At 75.2% G+C, this 19,514-nt stretch carries 16 protein-coding genes; 5 read left to right on the top strand and 11 right to left on the bottom strand.

Annotated elements, in window-relative coordinates; translation table 11 throughout:
• Positions 1 to 16: 16 nt before the first annotated feature.
• From rsmG to JD78_RS17420, 3 genes are all read left to right on the top strand, one after another.
• Complete coding sequence (rsmG, locus tag JD78_RS17430) at positions 17 to 634, top strand: 16S rRNA (guanine(527)-N(7))-methyltransferase RsmG (RefSeq protein WP_243731069.1); 618 nt, start codon at positions 17 to 19, stop codon at positions 632 to 634.
• Positions 635 to 713: 79 nt separating this feature from the next.
• A complete protein-coding gene (locus tag JD78_RS17425) occupies positions 714 to 1,826 on the top strand; it encodes a ParA family protein (protein WP_153359376.1) in 1,113 nt (370 codons plus the stop codon).
• Positions 1,827 to 1,935: 109 nt separating this feature from the next.
• Positions 1,936 to 2,988, top strand: coding sequence for a ParB/RepB/Spo0J family partition protein (locus JD78_RS17420; RefSeq protein WP_208104136.1), 1,053 nt, complete (start codon positions 1,936 to 1,938; stop codon positions 2,986 to 2,988).
• 59 nt (positions 2,989 to 3,047) lie between these two features.
• On the opposite strand, the gene JD78_RS17415 is transcribed toward JD78_RS17420, so the two are convergent.
• The 9 genes from JD78_RS17415 to JD78_RS17375 form a co-directional block, all read right to left on the bottom strand.
• The gene (locus tag JD78_RS17415) at positions 3,048 to 4,037 is read right to left on the bottom strand and encodes a D-alanine--D-alanine ligase family protein (RefSeq protein WP_153359380.1); all 990 of its coding nucleotides are present in this window, start codon (positions 4,035 to 4,037) and stop codon (positions 3,048 to 3,050) included.
• Positions 4,034 to 5,434 carry an aminotransferase-like domain-containing protein gene (locus JD78_RS17410; protein WP_153359382.1) on the bottom strand — a complete coding sequence of 467 codons (1,401 nt, stop codon included), beginning with the start codon at positions 5,432 to 5,434 and terminating at the stop codon, positions 4,034 to 4,036. The genes JD78_RS17415 and JD78_RS17410 overlap by 4 nt, the downstream gene beginning before the upstream one ends.
• Positions 5,435 to 5,481: 47 nt before the next feature.
• Positions 5,482 to 6,558, bottom strand: a complete 1,077-nt coding sequence (locus JD78_RS17405; RefSeq protein WP_243731068.1) for an N-acetylmuramoyl-L-alanine amidase — start codon at positions 6,556 to 6,558, stop codon at positions 5,482 to 5,484.
• 258 nt (positions 6,559 to 6,816) lie between these two features.
• Positions 6,817 to 7,143 carry a thioredoxin gene (gene trxA, locus JD78_RS17400; RefSeq protein WP_153359386.1) on the bottom strand — a complete coding sequence of 109 codons (327 nt, stop codon included), beginning with the start codon at positions 7,141 to 7,143 and terminating at the stop codon, positions 6,817 to 6,819.
• Positions 7,144 to 7,220: 77 nt separating this feature from the next.
• Positions 7,221 to 8,240 (bottom strand): thioredoxin-disulfide reductase, encoded by a 1,020-nt coding sequence (gene trxB, locus JD78_RS17395; protein ID WP_153359511.1) that lies wholly within the window; start codon positions 8,238 to 8,240, stop codon positions 7,221 to 7,223.
• A gap of 87 nt (positions 8,241 to 8,327) precedes the next feature.
• Positions 8,328 to 9,947, bottom strand: a complete 1,620-nt coding sequence (locus JD78_RS17390) for a hypothetical protein (protein ID WP_166521252.1) — start codon at positions 9,945 to 9,947, stop codon at positions 8,328 to 8,330.
• A gap of 51 nt (positions 9,948 to 9,998) precedes the next feature.
• The gene (gene murJ, locus JD78_RS17385; protein ID WP_243731067.1) at positions 9,999 to 11,810 is read right to left on the bottom strand and encodes a murein biosynthesis integral membrane protein MurJ; all 1,812 of its coding nucleotides are present in this window, start codon (positions 11,808 to 11,810) and stop codon (positions 9,999 to 10,001) included.
• A 327-nt stretch (positions 11,811 to 12,137) separates the two neighbouring features.
• Positions 12,138 to 14,459, bottom strand: coding sequence for a DUF6049 family protein (locus JD78_RS17380; protein ID WP_153359387.1), 2,322 nt, complete (start codon positions 14,457 to 14,459; stop codon positions 12,138 to 12,140).
• Positions 14,456 to 14,932: an NUDIX hydrolase gene (locus tag JD78_RS17375; RefSeq protein WP_153359389.1), complete on the bottom strand. Its 477-nt coding sequence runs from the start codon at positions 14,930 to 14,932 to the stop codon at positions 14,456 to 14,458. The genes JD78_RS17380 and JD78_RS17375 overlap by 4 nt, the downstream gene beginning before the upstream one ends.
• Positions 14,933 to 14,989: 57 nt before the next feature.
• Here JD78_RS17375 and JD78_RS17370 point away from each other — a divergent pair, with 57 nt between their 5' ends.
• Complete coding sequence (locus tag JD78_RS17370; protein ID WP_228395094.1) at positions 14,990 to 16,474, top strand: CCA tRNA nucleotidyltransferase; 1,485 nt, start codon at positions 14,990 to 14,992, stop codon at positions 16,472 to 16,474.
• On the opposite strand, the gene JD78_RS17365 is transcribed toward JD78_RS17370, so the two are convergent.
• Complete coding sequence (locus tag JD78_RS17365) at positions 16,449 to 17,834, bottom strand: MFS transporter (RefSeq protein WP_153359391.1); 1,386 nt, start codon at positions 17,832 to 17,834, stop codon at positions 16,449 to 16,451. The two genes, JD78_RS17370 and JD78_RS17365, sit on opposite strands and share 26 nt — an antisense overlap.
• Before the next feature lie 154 nt (positions 17,835 to 17,988).
• Here JD78_RS17365 and JD78_RS17360 point away from each other — a divergent pair, with 154 nt between their 5' ends.
• Positions 17,989 to 18,579 carry a YqgE/AlgH family protein gene (locus JD78_RS17360; protein ID WP_228395095.1) on the top strand — a complete coding sequence of 197 codons (591 nt, stop codon included), beginning with the start codon at positions 17,989 to 17,991 and terminating at the stop codon, positions 18,577 to 18,579.
• A 130-nt stretch (positions 18,580 to 18,709) separates the two neighbouring features.
• Here JD78_RS17360 and JD78_RS17355 read toward each other — a convergent pair whose 3' ends face one another.
• Positions 18,710 to 19,489 (bottom strand): hypothetical protein, encoded by a 780-nt coding sequence (locus JD78_RS17355; protein ID WP_153359394.1) that lies wholly within the window; start codon positions 19,487 to 19,489, stop codon positions 18,710 to 18,712.
• Between the last annotated feature and the right edge of the window lie 25 nt (positions 19,490 to 19,514).

Raw genomic sequence — 19,514 nt, 5'->3', positions numbered from 1 at the left:
GCCGATCGCGGAGCAGGTGTTCGGGCCCGCACTCGGCGCGGCGACTGCCTACGTGGCCAAGCTGGCCGGTGACGGGGTCACCCGCGGCCTGGTCGGGCCCCGCGAGGTCGAGCGCCTGTGGGACCGGCACCTGCTCAACAGTGCGGCGCTGGCCGAGGTCGTCCCGGAGGGCGCGCGGGTGGTCGACGTCGGCAGTGGCGCCGGGCTGCCCGGCGTGCCTCTCGGGCTGGCCCGGCCGGACCTCGAGTTGGCGCTGGTCGAGCCGATGGCCCGGCGGGTGGAGTTCCTCGCCGAGGTGGTTGCGGAGCTCGACCGGTCCTGGCAGGTCGTCCGCGGCCGCGCCGAGGAGCGTGCGGTGGTCCGGGCCGTGGGGCCGGTCGACGTGGTGACCGCCCGCGCCGTCGCTCCGCTGCCCCGGCTCGTCGGCTGGTGTCGCGGGTTGCTGCGGCCGGGCGCCCAGCTGATCGCCCTGGTGGGCGCCCGGGCGGCCGAGGAGGTGCCGGCACTCGTCCCGGAACTGGAGGCCGCGGGGATGCGGGACATCTCCACGCGGGCCGTCGGTGTCGGCCTCGGTGCCGCAGCCACTACCGTGGTGCTGATGACGCGGGCCGGCGTTCCCCGCCCACCGCGCTGAGCAGCTCAACCGCGTTCCACGTGGAACACGACCACCCGGTCGTTCCACGTGGAACGCAGTCCGTGAGGAGGACGCACCGATGACGGACCCGGGCGAGCGGCTGCGCACCAGCCTCGCCGCCGACCAGGCAGTCGGTGCCGAGTTCGACAGCCCGATCGCGGCCGAGGCGATGCGGGCCACCCGCGTGTTGCACGCGGCCGATCAGGACCCCTTCCCCCGGCCCGGGCGGATCCGGGTGATCACCGTCGCCAACCAGAAGGGTGGCGTCGGCAAGACCACCTCGACGGTCAACCTCGGTGTCGCGCTGGCCATGTACGGGCTGCGCACCCTGGTGATCGACCTCGACCCGCAGGGGAACACGAGCACCGCCCTCGGGGTCGAGCACACCGTCGGGACGCCGTCGATCTACGACGCCCTCGTCAGCGACGCCACGCTCGCCGAGGTGACGCACCCGACGACGGCCAGCCCGAACCTGCACTGCGTCCCCGCCACGATCGACCTGGCCGGAGCAGAGATCGAACTGGTCTCCGTCGTCGCGCGCGAGCACCGCCTGCGTCGTTCGATCGAGGGGTACCTCGACGAACTCCCGCCGGAGGAGCGGCCGCACTACGTCCTCATCGACTGCCCGCCGTCGCTGGGGCTGTTGACCCTCAACGCCCTGGTGGCCGGCGACGAGGTGCTCATCCCGATCCAGTGCGAGTACTACGCGCTGGAAGGTCTCGGGCAGCTGCTCTCCAACATCGACCTGGTTCGCGCGCACCTCAACCCGGGCATCTCGGTGAGCACCATCCTGCTCACCATGTACGACGGCCGGACCAAGCTCGCCGACCAGGTGGCCGACGAGGTGCGCAACCACTTCGGTGAGCTGGTGCTCACCGCTGTCATCCCGCGCAACGTCCGGGTGAGCGAGGCGCCGGGGTACGGCCAGTCGGTGCTCACCTACGACCCGGGCTCGCGTGGGTCGACGAGCTACGTGGAGGCCGCCCGCGAGCTCGCCGCCCGCGGCGCCCAGCTCGCCCCGGCGTCGCCGCCTCCTCCCCCACCGGCGCAGCCGCGGACGGCGGCCCAGCCGGCCGTCCGCCCGGCGGTGCGCCCGGTGCCACCTCCTCCCCCGCCGCCGCCTGCGGTGGCCGCCCTGGTGCTCGGCGAGTCGGTCGCCGGCCCTGCTGCGGGGGGACGGCATGCCCCATGAGCCCCGTCCGTCCCCTCAGCCCCACCGGACCGCCGCGGCGGCGACCCTCCGGGATCGGTTGTTCCACCCCCGTGCCGCATCGGCGGCCGGGCAGCAGCGAGGAGAACCAGTGACCAAGCGTGGCGGACTCGGCCGGGGCCTGGCGGCCCTGATCCCCACCAGTGCGCCGGCACCGACGGCGACGCCCGCGGCCCGCGCCGCGGAGGCAGCCGAGGCGGAGGCGGCAGGTGCCGGCGCCCCGGACCAGGCGACTCCTCCCCCGCCCACCTCGCTGACCGAGCGCGCGGCTGCCCGCGACGCGGCGACCGGCGGGCAGTCCGCCGTCGAGCCGGTGGCCGGGGTGCCCGGCGCCCACCTGCGCGAGGTGCCGGTCGACGACATCGTCCCCAACCCCAAGCAGCCCCGGCAGGTCTTCGACGACGAAGCGCTGGAGGAGCTCGCCCACTCCGTCCGCGAGTTCGGCCTGCTCCAGCCGATCGTCGTCCGTGAGTCCGGTGCGGGGCGCTACGAGCTGATCATGGGTGAGCGGCGCCTGCGTGCAGCGCGCGCGGCTGGGCTCGATGCGGTGCCGGCGATCGTCCGGGACACCACCGACGACGCGATGCTCCGCGACGCCCTGCTGGAGAACATCCACCGGGTGCAGCTCAACCCGCTGGAGGAGGCCGCGGCCTACCAGCAGCTGCTGGAGGAGTTCGGCGCCACCCACGAGGAGCTGGCCGCCCGGATCGGCCGCAGCCGTTCGCAGGTCACCAACACGATCCGGCTGATGAAGCTGCCGGTGAAGGTGCAGACGCGCGTCGCCGCCGGCGTCATCTCCGCAGGCCACGCCCGTGCCCTCCTGGGCCTCCCGGGCGCCGAGGCGCAGGATGCGCTCGCCACCAAGATCGTGGCCGAGGGCATGTCGGTGCGGGCCACCGAGGAGGCGGTCGCGCTGGCGGTCGCCGAGAGCCCGACGGCCGCGCGGCGGTCCCAGCGGAAGATCAGCGCGCCCGGCGTCGAGGACCTCGCGGGTCGGCTCTCCGACGTCTTCGAGACGAAGGTCAAGGTGCAGATCGGCCGGGCCAAGGGCCGCATCGTCGTCGAGTTCGGCTCGGTCGACGACCTGCAGCGGATCGTCGGCATGATGGCGCCGGACATCACCGGACGCGGCAACGGGTCCTGACGCAGCAGTCCGGGGAAGCGGGGGGTTTCCGTCACTGACGGAAACCCCCCGCGTGCGGGTCAGGGTCGGGCGCGACGGGCGAGCAGCCGGCCGAGCACGTCGCCCAGCCGGTGACCGGCGGCCTCGACGGCCATCGGGAACATCGACGTCTCGGTCATGCCCGGGGAGACGTTCACCTCGAGGAAGTGCACCTCGCCGTCGGGGGTGACGATCGCGTCGGTGCGCGAGAGGTCGGCCAGCCCGAGCACCCGGTGCACCGTCAACGCCACCTCGGCTGCCCGGGCGGCGACCGCGTCGTCGACCCGCGCGGGCGCGTGGTACTCGGTGAGGCCGGGGGTGTAGCGGGAGGTGTAGTCGAAGACGCCGGACTCCGGCGCGATCTCCACCGCGGGCAGCGCCTGCGGGCCGTCCCCGAAGTCGACGACGGACAGCGCCAGCTCGATCCCGTCCACGAACCGCTCGACCATCACCGTGTCGCCGTAGGCGAAGCAGCTGACCATCGCGGCGGGCAGGTCCTCCACCCGGGTGACCTTCTGCACGCCCAGGGCCGAGCCGCCGGTGGCGGGCTTGACCATCAACGGCAGGCCGAGCCGGGCGACGATGAGGTCGAGCACCGCGCCGGCGCCCAGCTCGCGGAACGTGCTGTGCGGCAGAGCCACCCAGTCCGGGGTCGCGACGCCGGCCGATCGCAGCACGGACTTGGCGGCGGGCTTGTCCCAGGCGAGTCGGCAGGCGGCCGCCGGTGAGCCGACGTAGGGCACCCCGGCCAGGTCCAGCACGGCCCGCAGCGCGCCGTCCTCGCCGGTGGCTCCGTGCAGGGCGATGAACACCGCGTCGACCGGGGCGGCGGCCAGACCGGGCAGCAGCTCGGCGTCGGCGTCGTGCAGCTCCGCGTCCACGCCGGCGCGGGTCAGCGCCTCGACGACCTGGCCGCCGGAGTTGATGCTGACCTCGCGCTCGAAGGTCAGCCCACCGGCGAGCACCAGGGCGCGCAGGTGCTGGAGGTCGGTGCCGGTGGCCTCCACCGGTGCGGGAGCCGGCTCGGTCATGGCTGGCGGTCTCCACTCTGGTCGCTGTTGGACGGACCGATGACAGGGGGTGCGCCGGCCCGCACCGCGCGGAAGGTCCCGGTGTCGACACCGTCGAACGTCGAGTGCAGGTCCAGCTCGGCCTCGATCACCCGGGCGAGGCGGCGCACCCCCTCCCGGATCTGGTCCGGCTCGGGATAGCAGTAGGACAGCCGCATGTGCTCGGTGCCCCCGCCGTCGGCGTAGAAGCCGATCCCGGGCACGTACGCCACGTGCGCGGCGACCGCGCGCGGCTGCATGAGCTTGGCGTCCAGGCCGTGCGGCAGTTTCAGCCAGACGTAGAAGCCGCCCTCCGGGCGGGTCCAGGTGGTGCCGGCCGGCATGAGGGCGCTCAGCGACTCCAGGGTGGCGTCGCGGCGTTCGCGGTACAGCTCGGTGAACACCTTGATCTGCTCGCGCCAGGGCTGGGTGTCCAGGTAGCGGGCGACGGCGTACTGGGTGAGCGAGGGCGGGCAGAGCACCTGTGCCTCGGTGGCCAGCACCAGCTTCTCGCGCACCGCCAGCGGCGCGAGGACCCATCCCACGCGGAGGCCGGGTGAGAAGGTCTTGGAGAAGGACCCGAGGTAGATGACCCGCTCGTCGTCGCGGGCGCGCAGCGCGCGCATCGGCTCCCGCTCGAAGCCCAGCAGGCCGTAGGGGTTGTCCTCGATGATCAGCAGGTCGTACTGCTCGGCGATCGCCATGACCGCCTCCCGCCGGGCCTCGGAGAGCGTGACGCCGGCCGGGTTGTGGAAGTTGGGCACCGTGTAGAGGAACTTCACCCGGTCACCGCGGGCCCGGCACTCCAGCACCGCCTGCTCCAGCGCCTCCGGGATCAGCCCGTCGTCGTCCATGGCGACGTGCCGCACCTGGGCCTGGGCGGCCTGGAAGACGCCCAGCGCGCCGACGTAGGACGGCGCCTCGGCGAGGATGACGTCGCCCGGGTCGATGAACACCCGGGTGACCAGGTCCAGCCCCTGCTGGGAGCCGACGGTGACCACGACCTCGCTGGGCGAGGCGTCGGTGATCCCCTCCAGCGCCATGACGTCGCAGATCCGCTCGCGCAGCCGCGGGTCGCCCTGGCCGGAGCCGTACTGCAGCGTCTGCGCGCCCATCCCGGAGACCAGCTCGCCGATCATCGACCCGACGGCGTCCAGCGGGAGGGCGCTCACCGCCGGCATGCCGCCGGCCAGGGAGACCACCTCGGGTCGGCTCACCACGGAGAACAGCGCCCGGATCTCCGAGCTCTTCATCCCGTGGGTGCGTGCTGCGTACCGGTCTGCCAGTGGGTCCAGCCGCGGGTGGCGGGGGTGGACGTGCGGGGACGCACCGGTGGAGTGCGCCCCGGCCTGACCGGTTCCGGGCACGGGTGGGGTCACCTTTCGCAGTGTAAGCCGTACGGCGTCCCGGGTCGGCTCCTCGGGGGTCAGCCCCGGGCGGGCAGCAGGAAGGTGCCGGTCGGCGGGTCGGCCTCGGCCGGCAGGAAGAGCCGCTGGACGGCGGCGACGACGGCCTGCGCGACCGTGCTCCGCAGCCGGGCGTCGAGCAGCAGCAGCCGGTCGACCGGGTGGGAGAGGTAGCCGCAGTCGACCCGGACGGCGGGCATGCGGGTCATCCGCAGGATGTCCCAGGTCTTGGGGTGCGAGCCGCAGTCGAGCATCCCGGTGCGGGCGATGACCTCCCGGCGCACCAGGTTGGCGAACTGCTCGCCGACGGTGGAGCTGGCCCCCGAACCGGTGCCGTAGTAGTAGCTGGCCACGCCGCGGGCGTGCGCGGAGCCGTGCGCCTCCATGTGCAGGGAGAGGAACAGGTCGGCTCGGGCGTCGTTGGCGAACGCGGTCCGCTCGGCGGCGGTGGGGTCGCCAGTGCGGCCGTGCGTCAGGTAGACCGTCGCGCCGGCCGCGGCCAGCCGGCCCTCGATCCGGGACGCGAGGTCGAACACCAGGTCGGCCTCGGTGGTCTCCCCGGCGGTGAAGCCGGTGTCCGCGCCACCGTGGCCGGGGTCGATGACGATGACGCGGCCGATCAGGTGCGGCCCGGACTCCACCAGGGAGGCGCTCTGCCGCAGCAGCTGCGGCCGGCCGCCGGTGACCCGCCGACCCAGCTGCTTGAGCGCGCGCAGGGTGGCCGGGCCGCAGGTGCCGTCGGAGGTCAGCCCGTAGTCGCGCTGGAAGGACCGCAGCCCCGCCTCGGTCTCCGGGCCCAGGATGCCGTCGGCGCGGCCGGCGTCGTAGCCGAGCTCGAGCAGCAGCTCCTGCAACCGGCGCACGTCGTCGCCGCGGGCCGGGTGCTCGGGGTCGTGCCGGAGCAGCCGGTCACCCAGCGACCAGCGCGCCTCGGTCAGCGCGCGGTAGGTCTCCTCGCCGACCCGGCCGTCGACGGACAGGCCGCGGACCTGCTGGAAGTGCCGGACCGCCAGCTCGGTGACGCCGTCGTACTCCCCGGATGCCGGCTGGGAGGCCAGCAGGTCGAGCGTGCTGAGCACCGCCTGCACCTCGGCCACGGCGGGACCAGAGCTTCCGGGTCGCAGGACGTCCATACGGGGGTCGTCTCTCCTCTACGCGGGTGCCGGGCGATCACCGGGTGGGCGGGCACCGTCGATTGTGGCTGGTGCGGCTCCGTGGCGCGTGCACCGGGTGACGGGAGGTCCGTGGTCCGGTGACCGCCGACCACCGGAGGAGTGACCTGCCGGGGAACGACGGAGCCCGCCCGTCCGGGTTCGGACGGGCGGGCTCCGGCCCGCCTGTGGGCGGGTCGTGGATCAGATGTAGTCGGACAGGTCCGACAGGATGGCGCCCTTGGGCTTGGCGCCGATGATGCTCTTCACCGGCTTGCCGCCCTGGAAGACGGTCATCGTCGGGATCGACATCACCTGGTAGTCCCGCGCGATCTGCGGGTTCTCGTCGATGTTGAGCTTGGCGATGGTCAGCTTGTCCGCGTGCTCGGCGGCGATCTCCTCGAGCACGGGGGCGACCATCTTGCACGGTCCGCACCACTCGGCCCAGAAGTCGACCAGCACGGGCTTGTCGCTGCCCAGCACGTCGCTGGCGAAGCTGGCGTCGGTGACGGTCACGGTGTTGCCTGCCATGGTGCTGCTCCCTGTGGTTGCTCGGGTGTCCGCTGGTGGAACCAGCGGACGGGGCGATGTATGCCCGCGCTCAGCGCTCAGCGCTCGTCGAAGGCGTCGGCGAGCCAGCGCTCGGCGTCGATGGCCGCCTTGGCGCCGGTGCCGGCGGAGGTGATGGCCTGCCGGTAGATGTTGTCGACCACGTCGCCGCAGGCGAAGACGCCGTCGATGTTGGTGCGGGTGGTCGGGTGCTCCGCGACGATGTAGCCCTCGTCGTCCAGCTTGAGCTGGCCGGCGAAGAGCTCGGTGCGCGGGTCGTGGCCGATCGCCACGAACAGGCCGGAGACCGGCAGCTGCTCGGTGGCCCCGGTCTCGACGTCGGTGAGCTCGACGGCGGAGACGGCGGTGTCACCGTGCACGTCGGTGACCTGCTTGCCCAGCGCCCAGCGGATCTTCTCGTTGTCCTGGGCGCGCTTCTGCATGATCTTCGACGCCCGCAGCTCGGTGCGCCGGTGCACCACGGTGACCGACTTGGCGAAGCGGGTGAGGAACGTGGCCTCCTCCATCGCGGAGTCGCCGCCGCCGACCACGACGATGTCCTGGTCGCGGAAGAAGAAGCCGTCGCAGGTGGCGCAGGCCGAGACGCCGTGGCCGAGCAGGCGCTGCTCGTTGTCCAGGCCGAGGTACCGGTACTTGGACCCGGTGGCCACGATGACGGCGTGCGCCCGGTGCACCTCGGAGCCGACCTTGACGATCTTGGGGTCGACGGTGAGGTCGACCTCGGTGACGTCGGCCGGCACCAGCTCGGCGCCGAAGCGCTCGGCCTGGGTGCGCATGTCGTCCATCAGCTGCGGGCCCTGGATCCCCTCGGGGAAGCCGGGATAGTTCTCCACCTCGGTGGTGGTCATCAGTGCGCCGCCGAACTGGGAGCCCTCGAACACCAGCGGGTGCAGGTTCGCCCGGGCGGCGTAGGTGGCGGCGGTGTACCCGGCCGGGCCGGACCCGATGATGATCAGGTCGCGGACGCCGTCGTGCTCCGCCGGGGGGATGGCGGGGTTGTCCGGGTCCGTGGAGACGGCCGGGCCGGGGGTGGGCTGGTCACTCGTCACAGGGCGCACAACGGACAGGGTAGAGCCGCCATTCCCCGGTGCCAGGCCCTCCACCCACGTGGTGGAAGGGGTGGCGCCGTACGGGCGTCGTGTCGGTCAGGAGGCGGCGGAGACGGTGACCTCGGCCAGGTCGGCGGCGAAGCCGTCGTCGACCGGCACCAGCGAGGTGAACCAGACCAGCACGTAGCGCGTCGTGGCCGGTGCGTCGAAGGTGACCTCGTCCTCGCCGGTCAGCTCGGTGGTCGCGGCCACGTCGAAGGCTGCCAGGTCACCGTCCGGGGTGCCGCCGGTGCGGACCTCCACCGTGGCGCCCGGGGTGCCGGTGCGCAGCTGGACGCCGGCGACGGACTGCTCGCTGCCCAGGTCGTAGACGATCCCGACGCCGGGCTTGAGGTTGCCGAACTCCGCGGTGCCCCGGTAGGTCAGCGTGGACCACGCGGTCGCCGGGTCGCCGTCGGTGGTCAGGGGGACGTCGTCGTCGTTCTCCGGCTCGCCGTCGCCGAACGGGTCGAAGACGTCGGCGCCGGCGACCGCCAGGGGGCCGCCGGGGTCGGGAGCCGGCTCCTCTCCCGCAGCCGGATCGTCCGCACCGGCCGGGGCGCTCGGCGCAGGGACCGTCGTCCCGCCGGAGTCGACGCTGCTGGCCACGGAGAGCACGTTCGAGCCGAACCACCAGCCGATCGCCGCGACCAGCGCCAGGGCCAGCAGGGGCAGCCCGACCAGGGCCAGTCGGCGGCGCGCGGCCGGCGGCTCGTCAGCCGCGTCGTCCTCGGGGAGGGAGTCGGGCCAGTCCAGCTCCTCCTCGGCGTCGGCCGGCGCCGGCGTGGCGGAGGCGCCCGGCGAGACGCCGGGGACCGGCGGCAGACCGGTGCGGCGCATCCGGACCGGGGCCTGCTCGCCGGCGTCGTCCGGGCCCTCGGCCTCGGCCAGGTCGCGGCGGTCACGGAGCCGCCGCATCCAGCCGCTGTCGCTGACCGGGTCGGGACGCGCGGCCTCCTGCGGGCCGGTGCTCGGCCGGCCCCGGTCGGCCAGCAGCGCCGCCATCGCGGCGGCGCTGGACAGGCCGGTGGCGGGGTCGGTGGAGCGGGCGCGGCGCACCAGCGCGGCCAGGTCGGGGTCGGTGATCGGCGCGGGCCGGGCATCGGGCTGGGCGGCGCGGTACCCGGTCAGGCACAGCTCGAGCAGCGCGCCGAGGGCGGCGATGTCCTCGGGCACCGATCCGGTTGCGGCAGGCACGGAGAGCAGGCCCACCAGGCCGCCGGAGCGCAGCACGACGTGGTCGGCGGTCAGCCCGCCGACGGCCAGCCCGGCCCGGTGTGCCTCGGCCACGCCCTCGGCCAGACGGCGGACGACGGCGCGGGCCTCCCGCTCGGGCAGCGGGCCGTCGGCGGCCAGCCGGTCGGCCAGCCGGACGCCGTCGATCCACTCGTTGACCACGTAGGCGGCGCCGCCGGGCTCGGTGCCCCCGGTGCCCTCGGCGGCGTCGTAGACCATCGCCAGCGCCGGGGTCGCGAGCCCGCCGGCGGTCAGCGCCCGGGTGATCCACTCCCGGGCGGCCGGTCCGCCGGGGCTGTGCACGCGCAGCGCGACGTCGCGGTTGAGCACCCGGTCACGGGCGCGCCAGGAGCGGATGACGCCGGTGGGCGTCTGCTCGTCGGGGGCGACCTGGTCCAGTGGGCGGTAGCGGTCGGGCAGACCGGTGATCGTCGACGTCACGGACGGTGCCGACCCCCTGGACCACTACCCCGCCGGGGACGGCGTCCCCGGTCAGGCACCGCGCCGGCCGGACCGCCGTGGCGTGCCGAGGCGGGCCCGGACACCGGCCCACGCCTCCCTGAGCTCGGGGACGCCGACCACCACGGCACCCGCGACGACCGCGATGCCGATGACCACGGTACCGAGCGCGACCGTACCGAGCGAGCCCGGTACCGACGTGCCGAGCGCGCGTCCGGCGAGGGACACGACGACCCACCCCAGGGCCCCGCCGACGACCGAGACCAGGGTCATCCGGGCCACCGTGACCCCTGCCTCGCCGCCGGCCCGGACCCCGAGCTTGCGCTGCAGCGCCACGCTGCCGGCCAGCCAGCCGGCGAGGTAGGTGACGCTGGTGGCCACCATCAGGCCGGCGACCACGTGCTCGGGCTCGACCAGCACCGGGACGACCAGCAGCAGCGGCACGCGCACGGCGACCATGGCCACCTGGATGAGCGTGGGGGTGCGGGCGTCCTTCATCGCGTAGAAGACCCGCAGCTGGAGCAGGGTGAGCGCCATGGGCAGCAGGCCGAAGGCGCCGAAGGCGAGGGCGACGCCCACCCCGCGCGCATCGGTGACGTCGGCGTTGCCCCGAGCGAAGGCGAGGACGCCGATGGTGGGCCCCAGGACCATCAGCAGGGCGGTCACGGGCAGCAGGCCGGTCGCCGACAGCCGGGTGCCCAGGGTGAGGTCGGCGACGACGCCGTCCATGTCGCGCCGGGCGGCCGCACGGCTCATCCGGGGCAGCAGTGCGGTGAGCAGCGCGACGCCGATGATCCCGTACGGCATCTGGAACAGCAGGCTGGCGTTGCTGAACGCGAACGGGCCCAGCCCACCGGCGGCGGCCGCCTGGTTGGCGACGATGCTGGCCACCACCACGCCCACCTGGCTGACCAGGACGTAGCCGATCACCCAGAGCCCGAGCGTGCCGGCTTCGCCCAGGCCGGTACCCCGCAGGCCCCACCGGGGGCGGAGGGGCACGCCGTTGCGGCTGAGCAGGGGCAGCAGCACCAGCGCCTGGACGGCGATGCCCAGGGTCGTGCCGATGCCCAGCAGCCAGACCTGGAAGGGGGTGATGGTGAGGGGGGTGAGCTCACCGGGCCCGGCGGCGAGGAGGAACACCGCGCCGGTGGCGATGACGACGAGGTTGTTCAGCACCGGCGCCCACGCCGGTGGCCCGAAGACCTGCCGTGCGTTCAGCACCGCGGTGGCCAGCGCCCCGATCCCGTAGAAGACGATCTCGACCAGGAGGATGCGGGCCAGCCAGTTGGCCAGCTCCACCTGTCCCGGGGTCGCGGGGTCGTCCCGGATGCCCATCAGCCAGGTCAGCGCCGGGGCGGCGAGCACCGCGACCACGGTGAGCGCGGCCAGCGCGGCGGTGGCCAGGGTGAGGAGTCGCTGGGTGTACCCCACCCCGCCGTCGGCGTGCTTCTCCTGCGCGCTGACCAGCAGCGGGACGACGACCGAGGTCAGCACACCGCCGAGCAGCAGCTCGTAGACGATGTTGGGCAGCGTGTTGGCGACCGTGTAGGCGTTGCCGACGGCGGCCAGACCCAGGGCGGCGGTGAGCACGACGGTCCGCAGGAAGCCGGTGAGGCGGGAGACCAGGCTGGCCACCGCCATGGTCCCGGCGGCGCGCAGGATGCTGCTGCTGCCACCGGGGGCGCCCTCCCGCTGCTCGCTCTCCTCGTCGGTCTCGTCGAGGGGGCGCATCGCCGGGAAGGCGGGGATGAGCTGGGTGTCGTCGGGGCCGGGGACGAAGCGGCGGACCCGGGGTGGCGGGACGGGGGGCAGCCCGGTCCGCCGGAGCGGCACGACCTCCGTCACCTGCTCCTGGGCCGGCTCCGGAGCAGGTGCGGTCCGCCGCCGCGGTGCCGGTGGTGGCACCGGCGGCAGGTGCCCGGCCGGCGTGGGGCGGGCCCCGGGGTCGGCGGCAGCTGTCGCTGCTGGGGCGCGGACGGGAGCGGCGGGCCGGCGCCGTCGGCCACGCCGTCGGCGAGACCGGCGGTCGACGGGGCGTGACCGCGGGCGGTGGGGCGGCGGGCGGTGGGGCGGCGGGCACGGAGCGATAGGGCGGGGGCGGCAGCGGGGGCCGGGGCGCCGGGGCGTCCGGCTCCTGGCGCTGCTGCGGGGTGTCGGCGGGTCTGGGGCCGGTCACACCGGGCTCCGGGCCGGCGCCGGGGCGGCCGGGTCGCCCGCACCGGGGGCCTCGTCGGCGGTGCCGCGGCGACGGGCGAGCAGGTAGCGCACCAGGCGGCGCAGGAAGAGCAGCCCCAGCAGAGCGGCGGCGCCCACGGTGATCGCCAGGGTCACCGGCCCGTAGGCCGTGCTCTTGACCTGCAGCCGGACGGCCTCGCCCAGGGGTGCCCCGCTGGGGGTGGTCAGCTGGGCGGTCACCTGGAACCCGCCGGACTGCTGCACCTCCGCGGGCACCTCCAGGTTGGTCCGGGACAGCGGCTGGAGCACCTGCACGCCGATGTCCTCGGTGGTCAGGCCGACGTTGCCCCGGGCCTGCAGTTCCACTCGCACGGCGACGGCGAACGGGAGGTCGTTCTGCACGGTGAGCACCAGGGGCGCGCTGCTCGACGCGAGGCTGTACGTGCCCTCCGCCGGCGAGACCAGGGTGACCTCGTCCTGCAGCCGGAGCAGGGTCTCCCGGACCCGGGACACGGCGCGGGCGAAGGCCGCGGGGTCGCCGCGCCAGGCCGCGGAGCCGGCGCGGGCGATGGCGGCGTCGTACCCGGCCAGCGCGGTCGCCGGCTCACCCGAGACGGCGGCGGCGACGTCGTCCCGGACGGCGACGGCGCGGGCGAGCTCGGCCACCCCGGCCGGGGACAGCCGCTCGCCGGCCGGCTCGGCGACGGGTCCGCCGACCTCGACGGACGGGCCGGTCGCCAGGGACGCCACGGAACCCGGGGCCAGCCAGGGCAGCCGGGCGGTGTCGGTCATCATCGCCGCGACCGTCGCCGGGTCGGGGTCGACCCGGCGGGGCGGGACGACGAGGACGCTCTGCCCACCGGCGCCGCGCAGCTGGGTGGTCAGCGCGCCGAGCTCGGCCAGGTAGCGCTGCTCGGCCAGCCGGCCGTCGGCCGGGTCCGGATCGGTGGTGACCCCGGCCACCAGGTCGGCGAGCCGGCCGTCGGCGACGAGCGCGGGCAGCGGGTCGCCGTCCGTGGTCACGGAGGCGGCGGCGGTGGCCGCCCGGCCGACGGCCCCGGTGGCCCGGTCGCCCTCGGTGACCGCCCCCTCGGTGAGCAGGACCGTGCTCGCCCCGCCCTCCTGGAGCACCTCGAGGGTCGCCGGGTCGGCGGCGCCGCCGACCGGCCAGGCGAGGTCGGTGCGCGGTGTCACCTCGAGCACCTCGCGGACGATCGCGGCCCCGGCCCCGGCCCCGGTGTCGCCGGTCGGGGCCTCGGTGGCGCCGTCGGTGAGGCCGGCGCCGTCGTCCAGCGGCTGCCGGGCGGTGCCCGCCGAGGTGCCCGGCAGCGCCCGCAGCACCGCGGCCGGCCGGCCGGCGGCCACCAGCGCCGAGGCGTCGACGTCGGCGTAGGGCAGCGCGACCACGGGGTGGTCGTCGGCCAGCCCGCGCAGCCGCGCGAGCAGGGCCGCGGCGGCCTCGCTGCCGGTGCCGGCACGGGGGTCGCCGTCCGGCGGGTCGACGGTGTAGTCACCGGCGGCCATCGTCGCGAGCTCCTCCAGCAGCGCCGGGTCGACGGCGAGGGTGACCGGCACCTCCGGTGCGCTGCCACCCGGAGCCCCGGCCGGCACGCCGGCGAGCTGTTCGAGGGTGGTGACCGCCCGGTCCAGGCGACCGCCGGAGGCCACCTGCTCGGCCAGGTCGTCGTCGGTGAAGGCACCGCTGGGGCCGCGGTGCGGCCGGTCGGTCAGCGGCCAGAGCCAGGCGACGGTCGTGCGGGTGGCCGGCTCCGCCGGCTGGGCGACCAACCAGGTGGAGAGGTCCCCGACCCGCTCGGTGAACCCCTCCTCGTCGGTGCCGTTGACGTTCACCAGCACCCGGTAGACGCCGTCGGCGTCCAGCTGCAGCTCCTCGGCCGGGGCCAGGTAGGAGAAGGGCAGCCGGCCGCCCGGCGCCAGCTCGCCGGGCACCGGCTGGAAGGAGGTCACCACGTTGGTGACGTCGTCCGGGTCGTCGGCGGCGTCGGCCAGCTCGGCCCGGCTGGTGAGCACCTCACCGCGCTGCAGCCGCACCGTCAGGTCCGACCACGTCTCGTCGGTGGTGTTCTCCAGCACCCCGCTCACCTCGACGGCGGCGCCCGGCACGACGGTGCGCGGCTCGATCCGGTCGACGTCGACCACGACCGGCCGGTCGGTGCCCGCGTCGTCGGCCGGGGCGGCGGCCGCGGGGGTCGCGAGGAACCCGCCGACCACCCCCAGCAGCCCGGTGAGGACGCCGGCGCGCCGCAGGGCGGAGGAGGAGCGGCGGCCGTCGGCGCGGCCGGCGGCCCGCCGGTTCACGCGCTGTCGGCCAGCAGGCCCGGGGCCCGCTCGACGAGGGCCCGCTCGTCGGCGTAGGCCAACCGGCTCCGCAGTTCGGTCAGGGGCACCCAGGCCACCTCGGTGACCTCGACGTCGGCGTCGGACAGCGCGCCACCGACCGCGCGCAGCAGGAAGTGGTGCACGGTCTTGTGCACGCGCCGCCCGTCGGCGACGAACCAGAAGTCGATGATGCCCAGCGGGGCGACCACCTCGCCGATGATGCCGGTCTCCTCGGCGACCTCGCGGACGGCGGTGTCGGCCGGCGTCTCGCCCTCCTCGATGTGCCCCTTGGGCAGGGACCAGAGCAGGCGGCCGCGGCGGTCGGTGCGGCCGATCAGGGCCGCGCGCGGGCCGGTGACGTCGTCGTCAGCGACCACCAGACCCCCCGCCGAGGTCTCGTCGACGCGGCGCAGCCGGCGGCCGGGGCGCTGTCGCCCGCCCGTCCCAGCCATGTCAGGAGGGTAGCGCGCGCGGAGGTCCCCGCCCGGTCGGCACTACCCTCGGCCGTCGTGTCCGCACAGCCCCCGCCCCGCCGTCCGAGCGAGCCCGTGCCCCCGGCGGTCCAGGAGACCGTCCGCGCGCTGGTCGACGTCGAGCCGGTGCTGGTCGAACTGGGCCGGCGGTTCGTCGCCGCCGGGTTCGAGGTGCACCTGGTCGGCGGATCGGTCCGCGACGCGCTCCTGGCCGCCGGGTCGTCGTCGGCGGCGCCGCCCGGCGACCTGGACCTGACCACCAGCGCGCACCCCGAGCAGACGCTCCAGCTGCTGCGCGGCTGGGCCGGTTCCACGTGGAACGCCGGGATCGCCTTCGGCACGGTGGGCGCGGAGATCCGCGGCCAGCGGGTGGAGATCACCACCTTCCGGGCCGACCGGTACGACCGGGAGTCCCGGAACCCGGAGGTCGCCTGGGGGACGTCGCTCGTCGACGACCTCGCCCGGCGCGACTTCACCGTGAACGCGATGGCCGTCTCCCTCGGGCCCGACCGCACGGTCACCGACCCCTTCGGCGGGCTGGGTGACCTGCTGGCCGGCCGGCTGCGCACCCCGGGTGCGGCGGCGGACTCCTTCGCCGACGACCCGCTGCGGATGCTGCGCGCGGTGCGCTTCGTCGCCCAGCTCGGGCTGACCCCCGACGACGAGGTCGTCCGAGCGATGACCGACATGCACCAGGAGCTGGGCCGGATCACCGCCGAGCGGGTGCAGCACGAGCTGTCGCGCACCCTGCGGGGCGATGCCCCCGCGGCCGCCCTGGACCTGCTGGTCTCGACCGGCCTGGCCGACGTGGTGCTGCCCGAGCTCTCCGCGCTGCGCATGGAGATCGACGAGCACCACCAGCACAAGGACGTCTACGCCCACTCCCTCACCGTGCTGGACCAGGCGATCGCGCTGGAGAAGGCCGACCCGGCGGTCGAGGGCCCGGACCTGGTGCTGCGGCTGGCGGCGCTGCTGCACGACATCGGGAAGCCGGCGACCCGGCGGCACGAGGCCGGCGGCCGGGTCTCCTTCCACCACCACGAGGTGGTCGGCGCGAAGCTGGTGCGCAAGCGGCTGCTCGCGCTGAAGTACCCCAAGGACGTCGTCGAGGCGGTCTCCCGGCTGACCTTCCTGCACCTGCGCTTCCACGGCTACGGCCGCGGGGAGTGGACCGACTCCGCCGTCCGGCGCTACGTCACCGACGCCGGCGACCTGCTCCCCCGGCTGCACAAGCTGGTCCGCTCCGACTGCACCACCCGCAACCGGCGGCGCGCGGCGGCGCTGTCGGCGACCTACGACTCGCTCGAGGCGCGGATCGCCGAGCTGGCCGAGCAGGAGGACCTGGCCCGCGTGCGGCCGGACCTCGACGGCAACCGGATCATGGAGTTGCTGGGCATCCAGCCGGGCCCGGACGTGGGCCAGGCGTGGCGGTTCCTCAAGGAGCTGCGCCTGGAGCGGGGTCCGCTCGACCCCGCGGACGCCGAGGCCGAGCTGCTCAGCTGGTGGCGTTCCCGCTCGTAGCCGGCCGGCGGTCCCGCCCGAGCTCCGGTCGCCGACGCGCGTCGGCGACCGGTTCCCCGGGGTGCAGGGTGTCGGAGATCCGACGCTGGCGCCGGGCGCACCACCGGGCGAACGCCGCCGCGGTGAGCAGGTAACCCGCGCCGACCCCGACCAGCGCGGCCACGCTCTCCCCGGAGGCGGGCAGCAGGAACGCCCCGGCGATCAGCGACACGACGAAGGTGACGTTGAACAGGGTGTCGTAGACCGAGAACACCCGGCCGCGGAAGTCGTCGTCCACCGACTCCTGCAGGGTGGTGTCGACGCAGATCTTCACCGCCTGGGCGACGAACCCGAGGGTGAACACCGCGGCCACCGTCGTCGTCGGCCGGAACAGCCCGCCGAGGGCCAGCTGCCCGACGCCGCCGACGGCGAGCATCAGGGTGATCCAGCGCGCCTTGCCCAGCCGCCGCACCGCCGCCGGCGTGACCGCCGCGGCGAGCAGCGTGCCCACCGCGCCGAGTGCGAGCACCTGCCCCAGCCCGGCCAGTCCGCCGGGGAACAGCCCGCCCCCGTCGGTGAAGGTGTTGCGGTACAGGAGCAGGACGACGAGCGTGAGCAGGCCGTAGAACAGCCGGTGCACGGCCATCACGGTCAGCACCGCGGTGGCCGGCGGGTGCGCGAGCACGTGCCGGGCGCCGGCGACCATCCCGTGCAGCACGTCGCGCACGCCGGCGCGGTCCGGCGGGACGTCGTGGTCAGGGCCCAGGTGGCCGCGGGCGAAGCCGGCGACCACCGCCGAGGCGATCAGGTACGGCACGGCGGAGCCGGCCGCGAGCAGCGCGTAGCCGCCGTTCCCGGAGCCGGCCAGGGCGCTCGCCAGGATCGCGGACCCGCCGCCGAGCACCGCCGCGACCGCGCCGGAGGTGGTCGACAGTGCGTTCGCCGACACCAGGGAGGGCTCGTCGGCGGTGTGCGGCAGCCCGGCGGAGAGCGCCGAGAGCACGAACCGGTTGACCGAGACGACGAGCAGGCCCGCGGCGTAGAACGCCGGCCCGGCCACGTCGGCGAGGATCAGCGCGGCCACCACGGCCACCAGCCCGGCCCGCACGACGTTCGCCAGCAGCAGCACCTGCCGCCGGCTCCAGCGGTCCAGCCAGACGCCGGTGAACGGGCCGATCAGCGAGTACGGCAGCAGCAGGACGGCGAACCCGGCCGCGACGTCGACCGGGTCGGCCGCGCGGGAGGGGTTGAACAGCACCGTGCCGGCCAGCGCGGCCTGGAACACCCCGTCACCGAACTGGCCGGACAGCCGGGTGGTCAGGAGCCGGCGGAAGTCGGGGCGGGAGAGCAGGGCACGCACGGTCCCCGCTCGGTCTGCCATCAGTCCACGGTACGTCGCCCGGCGCAGCGGGAGCCCACCCCTCAGGTCCCTGGCTGATGCACACTGGGAGGCGATGAACCCGGTGCCCGCCTCCCCCGATCCCGAGCGCCGTCCCGCTGCCTCCCCGGCCGCCGGACGCCGCCGAGGAGCCGCTGTGCCGGCGCTCTCGGTCGGGTGTCTCGACGACGTCCGCCCCGGGGCGCTGCTGGTGGCCATGCCGGCGCTGACCGACCCCACGTTCGCCGGTGCGGTCGTCTACGTGCTCGACCACTCCGACACCGGCACGCTCGGCGTCGTCCTCGGGCGGCCCAGCGAGGTGCGGATCAACGACGTGCTGCCCGGCTGGTCGGAGCTGGCGGTCGAGCCGGGGGTCTTCCACGTCGGCGGCCCCTGCGAGACCGACACCGCGCTGTGCCTGGCCAGCTGGACCGGCGACGTGCCACCCGCGGCGGGCAGCGGGCTGCGGCCCGTGGCCGGCGCCGTGCACCTGGTCGACCTGGACGCCGACCCCGAGCCGCTGGCCGGGCAGCTGGACGGGGTGCGGGTCTTCGCCGGCTACGCCGGCTGGTCGTCCGGGCAGCTGGCCACCGAGCTGGCCGAGGGCGCCTGGGCGTGCGTGGCGGGGAGCCCGGCCGACGTGCTGACCGGGGCCGCGGGGCCGGAGCTGTGGCGGGCGGTGCTCCGGCGGCAGGCCGGCCGGCTGGCCGTGCTCTCCACGGCCGCGGCCGACCCCTCGGCCAACTGACCGGTCCACCGGCGTGTCGGCCTCCCGGTGGGGGCCCGGTTCTGGTACGAAGGGACCTGCGGGAGGGGGCGGCCTGGGGAAGAGGCCGCCCCCTCCCGTTCTGTCTGTCGCCGGCGGCCCAGCGCGCCCGCTAGACGCCCAGCGCTGCGGCGATCTCCGGGTACTCGGTCGCGCTGAGGGTCTCCTCGTCCGAGGGCAGCGTGATCTCCACCGGACCGTGGTCGGACAGCGTGATCGTGACGTCGAACTCCTGGTCGGTGATCCGCCCGATGTACTGGACCAGCAGCTCGCTGTCGGCGGCCACCGCGACCGTCGTCCCCTGGCCGTTGCTGAAGCGGGAGGCGAGCTCCCCGTCGATGAGCTCGCTGCTCTGCCAGGTGTAGCCGGAGAACGACCGCGGGTCCTGCTCCTGGTCACTGGCCAGCCGCAGCACCATGGTCAGCAGGACGTCGACCAGCGAGGCGTTGCCGGCGGTGGCCTCCCCGCCCAGGGGCCGGCGCACGTAGGACACCTCGGGCAGGTTCGCCTGGGCCACCGCCTCGGCCAGGCCGGGCACGTCGCCGAACCAGATCGACTCGTCGGTGAAGAAGAGCGTGCGGGTGTCGTCCGGGCGGCCGTCGTCGAAGGTGGTGACCGCCTGCGCCCGCCCGGCGGGCTGGGTGAAGTCGACCTCGCCGGTGAGGGTGAGCACCGCGCCGTCGGCGTAGGGCGCGGTGACGACGAAGTCCGCACCGCCCTCCTCGACGTTGCGGGCCAGCACCTGCGCCAGCACCTGGGACTCCGCGTCGCTCACCGGGTCGCCGGGGGGCCGGGGGGTGTCGGAGTCCGACGAGCACCCCGCGAGCAGGACCAGCACCAGGCCGACGACCAGCGCGCGGAGCAGGGACACCGGACGGCGCGGGGAGCTCATGGCCACAGGGTAGGAGGGACGACTG

The organism is Modestobacter roseus, from assembly GCF_007994135.1.
Classification (GTDB): Bacteria; Actinomycetota; Actinomycetes; order Mycobacteriales; family Geodermatophilaceae; genus Modestobacter; species Modestobacter roseus.
The sequence above is the reverse complement of the archived record's forward strand: the minus strand, read 5'-3'. Positions and strand labels throughout refer to the sequence as shown.